This window comes from Pontimicrobium sp. MEBiC01747, assembly GCF_053601635.1.
In genome coordinates this window covers 1-9,943 of record NZ_JBSHNS010000469.1, presented here as the reverse complement: position 1 = coordinate 9,943, position 9,943 = coordinate 1, and the positions used below count along the sequence as shown (strand labels likewise).

The window sequence follows — 9,943 nt, the reverse complement described above, 5'->3', positions numbered from 1 at the left end:
GACATTACCTTGTACTACGTAATGATCTATTGTTGGAGCGAACACATTCATTAATAAAATAGCCAACATTACTCCTTCTGGATATGCTGGGTTAAACACACGAATCATAATTGAAATAAACCCAATTAAGAAACCATAGATCCACTTTCCTTTATTAGTTTGCGATGCAGTAACAGGGTCTGTTGCCATGTATACCGTACCAAAAGCAAATCCTCCAATTAATAAGTGCATCCAGAATTCTGTATTCATTAAGCTATAAAATTTACTAGATTCTGTTATAATACCTGCGTCTACAACACCATTAAAAATTAATCCCATTGCTAGAGCTCCTAATACAGACGATAACATAATTCTCCAGCTCCCTATTTTAGCGAAGATTAAAAATAATCCTCCCAATAATATAAGCAGTGTAGATGTTTCACCAACAGAACCAGGAATAAATCCGTAGAACATATCCATCCAATCATAACCTACCGGATTATTTTGAGCTAAACTACCTAATACTGTTTCTCCTGAGATAGCATCTGGCGTTCCTGTTCTTTCAACTGCTTCATGTACCCACACTTTATCTCCAGACATCCATGTTGGATAAGCAAAGAATAAAAAGGCACGAATAGTTAATGCAGGATTAAGAATATTCATTCCTGTTCCTCCAAACACTTCTTTACCTATTACAACACCAAATATAACCGCTACTGCTAACATCCATAATGGTGTATCGATTGGTACAATTAATGGCACTAACATTCCTGTTACTAGGTATCCTTCTTCTACTTCATGTCCTTTTATTACAGCAAAAACAAATTCTACTGCAAGACCTACAACATAGGATACAATTACTAATGGTAACACTGTCCATGCCCCCACAATAAAGTTATCCATTGTTAAAAAATTTCCAAACAAAGACACCTCGGCAGTTATCCCCTTTGCAGCATCTATAGCTGCATAGTGTTGGTAACCTGCATTGAATATACCAAAGATTAAACAAGGAATCAATGCCATAATAACAGTGTTCATTGTTCTTTTTAAATCGTCGGCTGCTTTTATATGAGTTCCGTTATGTGTGGTCTCATTTGGTAAGTATAAAAATGTATGGATTGCGTTAAACGCAGGAGCCATTTTAGTTCCTTTATACTTTTCCTTTAAATTATGTAAATTACTTTTTAAACCCATTATCCTATTTCTTTAAGCATTAAGTCTAAACCTTTTCTAATAATATCTTGATGTGGCTGCTTAGACACACAAACAAACTCTGTTAAAGCAAAATCCTCTGGTGCAACTTCGTACATTCCTAATGCTTCCATTTCATCTAAGTCATTGTACATACAAGCTTTTAGAATTTGCATAGGAAAAATATCTAAAGGAAAGACTTCCTCATACGTTCCTGTAGTTACAAAAGCACGATGCTCACCATTAGTATTTGTATTTAAATCATACTTTTTCTTAGGTGATAACCATGAGAATGTTAATGCTCTTGAAGTTGATACTTTATTAAACACTGGTTTATTCCATCCAAAAAACTCATAATCATCTCCTTCAGGAATAACAGATATTACATTACTGTAATAATCTAAAGCACCATCTGGTTTTACTTGTTTTCCAGATAGTACATTTCCTGAAATAATACGGTCATTACCATCTTTATCTACGCCATTGTCGTAAACCATTGTTGCTATTTCACTACCTATAATAGTTCTGAAATATCTCGGTTTTTTAACAGAAGAGCCTACTAATGCAACGGTACGTTGTGCATTAAACTTACCTGTTAACAATAACTCACCTATAATAACTAAGTCTTGAGCATTTACTGTCCAAACAACTTCGCCTTTGTTAATAGGATCTATTTTATTTATTTGAGTTCCTACATTACCAGATGGATGTGGTCCTGAAACCTTATGTAAGGTAACACCAGATAAACCAGCTAATGGAGAGTTTCCATTTTTACCAACACTAACATGTAATTGTCCTTCTGTTAACTTACCTAATGCAGTAACTGCTGCTTGTAGCTCTGCCTCTTTACCTTGTAATGTATAATCTAAATCTGCTGCTAAAGGGGCACTAGCATAAGCCGAAACAAAAATTGCTTTTGGAGCAACTTCTGGGTTTGCAATAACATCGTAAGGACGCTGTTTTACAAAAGCCCAACAACCAGATGCTAATAATTTTGCTTTAATGTCTTCTGCTTTTGCCGAATCTACGTTTAAAGCGCCAAAATCATGATGTGATTGTGTCTTGTCTGCTTGAAGTTTTATTGCTAATATTTTACGTTTTTCACCACGTGTAATCTCGATAACTTCTCCAGATACTGGTGAAGCAAACTTTACATTTTCATTGGACTTATTAAAAAACAAAGCGTCTCCTGCTTTTACTTTTTCTCCAACTTTTACCGATAATTTAGGAATTACACTGTGAAAGTCTTCTGGTCTAACTGTATAAAAGTTGCTTACAATAGCATTCTCTGTTGCTAGTTCTGCTGCACCTTTTAACTTTATGTCTAGACCTTTCTTAATCTTAATGTCGTTTGACATACGTATAAATCTATTTGTTAATAGTTTAGTGATATGATTTCCTGTGTACAAAAAATCGGTGCAAAAATACGAATTTTTAATACATTTATTGAGGTCTAAATATATCTTGTTATTTATTTATACTAATTCTAAATAACAAAAACTGATTAGGCATAGATTTTGTTTATATTTACTTAATAATTAAAATTTAAAAATGCGATTTAAACTCAATTACTTAATACTTCTTTTATTTTCGACTTCTGTTTTTAGTCAAGTTGAAGAAATTCAACCTCAAGATTATATTAAAACTATAACTTTTAAAGGCAATACGGCAGAAAGTCAATTACCAATTTTAAGGCTAGGAGAATATCTTGTTTTAGAATTCGATGCTTTAAATGGAGATGAAGAGGATTATTACTATGAAATTAAACATTATAACTTTGACTGGACACCTTCAGTTTTAGTTCAATCTGAATATTTAAACGGGTTTAACGAGCAACGCATTAGAACTTATGAAAACTCATTTAACACCTACCAAATATATTCTCATTACAGATTAACTATTCCAAATGGACAAACAAAAGGAGTAACAAAATCTGGAAATTACTTAATAACAATATATAATGATGATGACGAGATTGAGTTTACAAGAAAGTTTATGGTTTATGAAGATTTAGCTAATGTAGGTGTAGCTATAAAACGTTCTCGAGATGTTGCTTTTGTACAAGAAAAACAATCTGTAGACATTGCTATTAACGCTACTAATATAAGGTTTAACAACCCTAAACAAACCATAAAAACCGTTATTATTAAAAACAATAATTTAAACACTGCTATTACAGACTTAAAACCACAATATATTTTAGGTAACGAATTACAATATCGTTACACAAAAGAATCTAGTTTTTTTGGCGGGAATGAATTTTTCTACTTTGAAAACAAAGATTTAAGGGCTGCGAATAATGCAATCCAGTTTGTAGAATTAAACGACATTTATAATCATTATTTATTTACAAACATTTCTAGAGCAGATTTACCATACACATACAATCCAGATATTAATGGTAATTTTTTAATAACAGCACTAGATGCAGACAGGCCATATATTGAAGCTGACTACACCAAAGTACATTTTTCTTTAAAGCTAGATGAATTACCTAAAAATAAATCAATTCATGTTTATGGAAATTTTAATAATTATGCGGTGGATGATACTACTAAAATGACATACGATGAAGAGAGAGGTGTTTACAGCTCTTCACTAATTCTAAAACAAGGGTTCTATAATTACAAATATGTAGTTATGGATAAAAATGGCACTCTAGATGAAAATGCAATTAGTGGAAGTTTTTATCAAACCGAAAATAATTATAAGGTATTAGTATACTATAGAGACCTCGGCGCTCGTTATGATAGAATAATTGGTATTGGCGAAGCTAGCTCGGTAAACATAACTAATTAAATATAAAAGAATTAAATTTAAAGCACTACATTATTAATCATGTTATTATTAATGTAATATTTATTATTTTTGCATTATTAAAAAAACGCATTAACAATTAATGGTTCAACAAGTTACAAGAGGCATAAAGATTTCGGTAGAAACTAATTTCGAAGGTACGTTTTACAAAAACTACAAAATACACTTCGCCTTTGGTTATAAAGTTACTATCGAAAACCAGAGTAAAGACTCTGTACAACTCAATGCGAGGCATTGGGTTATTCTTGACGCCTTAAATAATATTGAAACTGTTAGCGGAGAAGGTGTTATTGGTAAAAAGCCAGTAATTAAACCCGGAGAGTCTCATACATACACTTCAGGCTGTTTATTAACCTCTCCTTTTGGAGCCATGCGAGGTCATTACAGCATGATAAACTTTACTACCACTAAAAAGTTTAATGTTACAATTCCACCATTTAAATTAAGCGCTCAGTTTGCTCTTAACTAATTAATTTGTCTTTCTATTAAAGCGATATATTTTTCCATGTTGTTCAACATGGAAAAAACCACAGTTAGAATAATGCACAAACTTATAATCGCTCTTATAATTAAAAGTAATATCTTGTACTAAATACACTGCATCTACATCTATATTTCCATAAGGTGAAACTCTACGATACCTATACTCTCCATTATTTTCTGTGGTGTACAATTCGTACCATGCGCCAGCTGCAATACCCGAGAGCCACTGAGCATGATGACTTAATCCTTCTACAGGCTTTGGCAGTAAAGTTCCTATAAAATTAGGTGTATGCTCTTTTAATCTATCTAGAAAGCAACGTAAATTTTCGCTTGTTTGCGTACCTGTAAACTCAGATATTTCACCACGTTCTGTAACTAAAAAAGGATACGCCCCTGTGTTAGCCAATAATACATTACCAACTGTACTTGGTGTAAACCATTTAGATTGTATTAATTTCTTTTTTAAACGTTTATTGGTAACAGATTGTATTAAAGTATCTGTTACAAATCGCGCACAATTACAAGCGCCTTTTTTAAATGCAGCATAATAAATAAAGTGTTTATTCTGCATTTTAGTAATATGTTCCCTAGCTCTCTTGTAATCCACTAAATCACAAACGGAAGCTACTAAATCTCCATCACCATGCGTTAACTTAGGGTGTGTTGCTAAGAATTTTAAAATAGTATTAAGGTTAACGATCTCTCCATTCTCTATAACTGCTTTTATAGGAAACTCTAACTCGTTATCTGTATCTCTTCCTCTAACTCTACCATTAGGTTCTGGTGTTATATAGCGTCCAAAATCATGGTATTCTAAAACACCTGTAGCTTTATTAATAAGTACTAAGGCTGCATGCCCTGCACGTACATAGTTTTTTTTACCTACTCCTAAAAAGCGTAAAAATGGAGAATACCATTCTTCTGCTACCATTACAATAGTATCAGGGTAGGCTAATGTTAAAATAACACCGGTACTATTATTCATTTATAACTTCTAAAAAATTAAATGATTTAGTAGCAACCTCCAATGTATTTAAATTTTCAAACCTCATGTTTACTCCTTCTTCGTTTTTCTCTACTTGAGTAATGCTAGTAGTTTTTACATGCCCACGATCCATAATTACACCATAGTCATCATTATCTCCTCCTGCTGTTTTATGAAATTCTAATGCTGTTTCTGAGGTTAGTATCGTTTTAGTTTTGAACGCTTCAAACCATTCTAAACGCTTTTGTTTTTTATCTTGAGAATACAGCGTAGAAGATGACCATATTTTTGGTTCTAAAGGCAGTTCTACAAAATGTTTGTTTTCACCATCCCAAACCAACTCATAAAATTTAAGTGTTTCATTCCAATCTACTATAACTATTGTAAAGGGCTCTATACCGTTAAAATTATAAGATTCCACAGAGAATTCAATAGCAGTAGACGCTAATAAATCGCGAACAACTATACCTCTACTTTGTCTATAACTGTCTTTACGTTCATGAATAACAAAACCACCATTTAATAAACATATTAATCGGTTTTTATCACTAACACCAATCCAAGACCCTCCAGACAACTCATCTTTAGGAAGTAACATTCTAGTATTATCTATAGTATAAAAATCGGGGTTTAACGCCGTTCTATTAGGTGCTTCATCTCTATTTGAGGTTAGCACAAAATTGTTATCTCCTTTAGGAAAAATAGTTACTGTACACATAAATGCAATAGTCTAAAAATAGAATGGCAACTTACAAAAAAATAGTAAGAATTAAGAATACTGTTAGTATTCCTTTATAGCTTAAATAATCACTAAAAAAAGTTGTAACTTTGAACTTCAAAATTTTAAAACAAAAAAATTAAAATAATCATGGGAAAAGGATTTTTCAATGTACCAGTTGCAGTAAACGAGCCCGTTAGAGCTTATGCTCCAGGATGCGAACACAGAGAAGCCATAGCAAAAGCCTATAAGGAAATGTATAACAGTAACCTAGATGTACCAATGTACATTAATGGTAAAAATGTTACTACTGGAAACACAAGAACAATGTCTCCACCACACGATCACCAACATGTCGTTGGTCAATACCACTTGGCTGAAAAATCTCATGTTGATGATGCCATTACCACAGCACTTGAAGCTAGAAAAACATGGTCGCAGATGCCTTGGGAACACAGAGCAGGAATCTTTTTAAAAGCAGCAGAATTAATTGCTGGACCATACAGAGCAAAAATAAACGCTGCCACAATGATGGCACAGTCTAAAACAATTCACCAAGCAGAAATTGATGCTGCTTGCGAATTAATAGACTTTTTACGTTTTAACGTTCAGTACATGACAGATATCTATCATGAACAACCAGAAAGTACTAGTGGAGCATGGAACAGATTAGAGTATCGCCCATTAGAAGGTTTCGTGTACGCAGTTACACCATTTAACTTTACAGCTATTGCAGGAAACCTACCTGCTTGTATGGCAATGATGGGTAATGTTGTTGTATGGAAGCCTAGTGATTCTCAAATCTATTCTGCAAAAGTTGTTATGGATGTTTTTGAAGAAGCAGGAGTTCCTCCAGGAGTCATAAATGTTGTTTTTGGTGATCCAGTAATGATTACAGAAACAGTATTAGCTAGCCCAGATTTTTCTGGATTACATTTTACAGGTTCTACTTATATATTTAAAGAACTTTGGAAACAAATTGGAAACAACATTCACAATTATAAAACTTACCCAAAAATAGTTGGAGAAACTGGTGGTAAGGATTTTATAGTAGCACATAAATCTGCTAACCCAAAACAAGTAGCAACAGCAATTTCGCGTGGAGCTTTTGAGTTCCAAGGTCAAAAATGTAGCGCAGCGTCTCGTGCTTATATTTCTAAAAGCATTTGGGAACAAGTTAAAAACTATGTTGTAGAAGACGTAAACTCATTTAAAATGGGCTCTCCTGAAGACATGAGCAACTTTATAACTGCAGTTATACATGAAGGGTCTTTTGATAAATTAGCAAAATATTTAGATCAAGCCAAAGCAGATAGCAATGCAGAAATTATTGTTGGTGGTGGTTACGACAAGAGTAAAGGTTATTTTATAGAACCTACTGTAATAGTAACTAACGACCCAAAATACACAACAATGTGCGATGAGTTATTTGGTCCTGTAATTACTATTTATGTATTTGAGGATGACAACTTCTCTGAAACATTAAAAATTGTAGACTCAACTAGCGATTATGCATTAACAGGAGCTATCTTAGCTCAAGACCGCTACGCTATTGTTGAAGCAACAAAAGCTTTAGAAAACAGTGCTGGAAACTTCTACATTAACGACAAACCAACTGGTGCTGTTGTAGGACAACAACCATTTGGAGGTGCAAGAGGTTCGGGAACTAACGACAAAGCTGGTAGCGCATTAAACTTATTACGTTGGGTATCACCAAGAATGATAAAAGAAACATTTGTAACCCCTACAGATTATCGCTATCCTTTTCTAGGAGAATAATTATTAGTCCATATAAACACAAAAGCCTCAAGTATTACACTTGAGGCTTTTTCATTTTAATCGATAAAGTGACAAAAAAAGCATTAAATAAATAAGTTATACTTAGTTTTTTATGGGTTTAAATATGTAATCGTCAGAAAAACCTGAAAAAAACTTATATTTAGCAAAATCACTTTTATATGAAAAAAATCTACCTCCTAATCTGTTTTATAGCGAGTACATCCTTATTTGCTCAAAACAAAATCAGTAAATTAGATATTTCAGACATGGAAACTTCTATTTTATTTACATCGTTCCCTGTTATAAATATTAACGATTATCAATCTAACATAAATTCTACATATTCTTTTTATCAAGCATATAAAGCTATAGCTGAAAACGACCTACAAAACAGACTACCTAACTTAGAGAGCTTAATGAGCGATGCTAAGGAAGACTTTTCAAATAACACCGTTTCTTTAGGTGTTTTAAACACCAGTTTTGAAGTTATAAAGCCTGAAGCTTACGAGAATGGCAATTTAATTATTGACTCTGAAGGTTATTTAACAAAAACAACTAACGCATCAATATATAATAAACATGAACTAGCTATTATTACCCCTTTGCAACCAAAGCACAAAGGGCTAAAAGTAAATTTCGACCTTCATGAAAGCAATATTTTTAATACAACTCAAAAAACAATAACAAGCGTAAAAATAGATTTTGGAAATGGAGAGGGGTTTAAAACAATTTCTAAAAACAACAATATTACTATTAACTATACCGAAGAGGGTCCAAAAACCTTAATCTCAGAATTAACTTTTTCTGATGATACGACTATAACTAGTAAGTCTACAATAGATATTACATATTCTAACACAGATTTAAATACACTTTTTAATCGTGTCGTTAACACATTTGAATCTTCAAACACTCCTGTCCCAAACTTAACACCTTATGGAGAAGCCAATAATATAGGGACTGGTGAGTATGAAATATTTTTAAGTGCAGATAATATTCTGGACAAACCTATTTTTTTAATTGATGGTTTCGATCCAGGAGACACCAGAGATATTACTGGACTATATTCTTTATTAGATTATAACGATAACGGTACGACATCTAATCTAGCAGATAGAGTAAGAGCAGAAGGGTTCGATATTATTATTTTAAACTTTCCTGTATACACTAGACTTTCTGATGGGGTTGTAGTAGATGGAGGCGCCGATTTTATTGAGCGTAATGCCATGCTTTTAGTAGAATTATTAAGTATTATTAACACAAGTAAGGTCGCTGGAGCTGATGAAAACGTAATTATTGGCCCAAGTATGGGTGGCCTAATTTCGCGCTACGCCTTAAACTTTATGGAAAACCAAAATTTAGATCATGACACACGATTATGGTTATCTTTCGATTCACCCCATCATGGAGCCAATGTTCCTATAGGGTTTCAGCACTTATTCAACTATATGGCTTACGGTTTAGATTTAGGTGGTCTTGGAGGAGACCAAAGTATCGTTGCTTTAAGACCAATAGTAGATGGTATGCTAAAGTCTCCTGCTGCAAGACAAATGTTAATAGATCATTTCGAACCTCATCTTGCAAGTGGAAGTATCGTTGATTTTGATCCTAATTTAAAACTACCAATGAAACACCCATGGAATAGTATTTTTTATACAGGATTAAATAATTTAACTACATCTGGCTTTCCTGAAAACACAAGGAACGTAGCAATGATAAATGGTAGTGGTATAGGTAATCCATATCAAGATAAAACAGGTAATGACATTTTACCAGACAGAGAAATATTAAATACCACAATAGAAGATGTTTCTTTTCAAACAGACGCTACTTTTAGAGTAAGATACACGCCTCTTGCTGGCCAACAAAATCAAGCAAGTTACCTTTTTATAGACTCTTTTTTCTTTTGTTTTTGTGATTTAACTGCCAGTGCAACTGTAGAATCTGAATCTTTTTCTAATGGTGTAGATGCTGCTTCTGGCGGATTATTT

At 33.1% G+C, this 9,943-nt stretch carries 8 protein-coding genes; 4 read left to right on the top strand and 4 right to left on the bottom strand.

What is annotated here, in order from left to right; all coding sequences use genetic code 11:
• A partial coding sequence (locus tag ACVC2P_RS15525; protein WP_452599373.1) for an NADH:ubiquinone reductase (Na(+)-transporting) subunit B occupies nucleotides 1-1,173 on the bottom strand: 1,173 nt, incomplete at its 3' end.
• Nucleotides 1,173-2,528: a Na(+)-translocating NADH-quinone reductase subunit A gene (locus ACVC2P_RS15520; RefSeq protein ID WP_452599372.1), complete on the bottom strand. Its 1,356-nt coding sequence runs from the start codon at nucleotides 2,526-2,528 to the stop codon at nucleotides 1,173-1,175. The genes ACVC2P_RS15520 and ACVC2P_RS15525, both read right to left, overlap by 1 nt.
• Before the next feature lie 193 nt (nucleotides 2,529-2,721).
• Here ACVC2P_RS15520 and ACVC2P_RS15515 point away from each other — a divergent pair, with 193 nt between their 5' ends.
• Together ACVC2P_RS15515 and apaG are read left to right on the top strand one after the other, a co-directional pair.
• Complete coding sequence (locus tag ACVC2P_RS15515) at nucleotides 2,722-3,969, top strand: type IX secretion system plug protein (RefSeq protein ID WP_452599371.1); 1,248 nt, start codon at nucleotides 2,722-2,724, stop codon at nucleotides 3,967-3,969.
• A 100-nt stretch (nucleotides 3,970-4,069) separates the two neighbouring features.
• Complete coding sequence (gene apaG, locus ACVC2P_RS15510) at nucleotides 4,070-4,456, top strand: Co2+/Mg2+ efflux protein ApaG (RefSeq protein ID WP_452599370.1); 387 nt, start codon at nucleotides 4,070-4,072, stop codon at nucleotides 4,454-4,456.
• Here apaG and ACVC2P_RS15505 read toward each other — a convergent pair whose 3' ends face one another.
• The gene (locus ACVC2P_RS15505; protein ID WP_452599369.1) at nucleotides 4,457-5,455 is read right to left on the bottom strand and encodes a DUF6695 family protein; all 999 of its coding nucleotides are present in this window, start codon (nucleotides 5,453-5,455) and stop codon (nucleotides 4,457-4,459) included. It abuts the gene before it with no gap.
• Nucleotides 5,448-6,173 carry an NRDE family protein gene (locus ACVC2P_RS15500; RefSeq protein ID WP_452599368.1) on the bottom strand — a complete coding sequence of 242 codons (726 nt, stop codon included), beginning with the start codon at nucleotides 6,171-6,173 and terminating at the stop codon, nucleotides 5,448-5,450. Before ACVC2P_RS15500 ends, ACVC2P_RS15505 begins: the two co-directional genes overlap by 8 nt.
• Nucleotides 6,174-6,323: 150 nt before the next feature.
• Between ACVC2P_RS15500 and pruA the strand changes: the two genes are divergently transcribed.
• Together pruA and ACVC2P_RS15490 are read left to right on the top strand one after the other, a co-directional pair.
• Nucleotides 6,324-7,952, top strand: a complete 1,629-nt coding sequence (gene pruA / locus ACVC2P_RS15495) for an L-glutamate gamma-semialdehyde dehydrogenase (protein WP_452599367.1) — start codon at nucleotides 6,324-6,326, stop codon at nucleotides 7,950-7,952.
• A gap of 179 nt (nucleotides 7,953-8,131) precedes the next feature.
• A partial coding sequence (locus ACVC2P_RS15490; protein WP_452599366.1) for an esterase/lipase family protein occupies nucleotides 8,132-9,943 on the top strand: 1,812 nt, incomplete at its 3' end.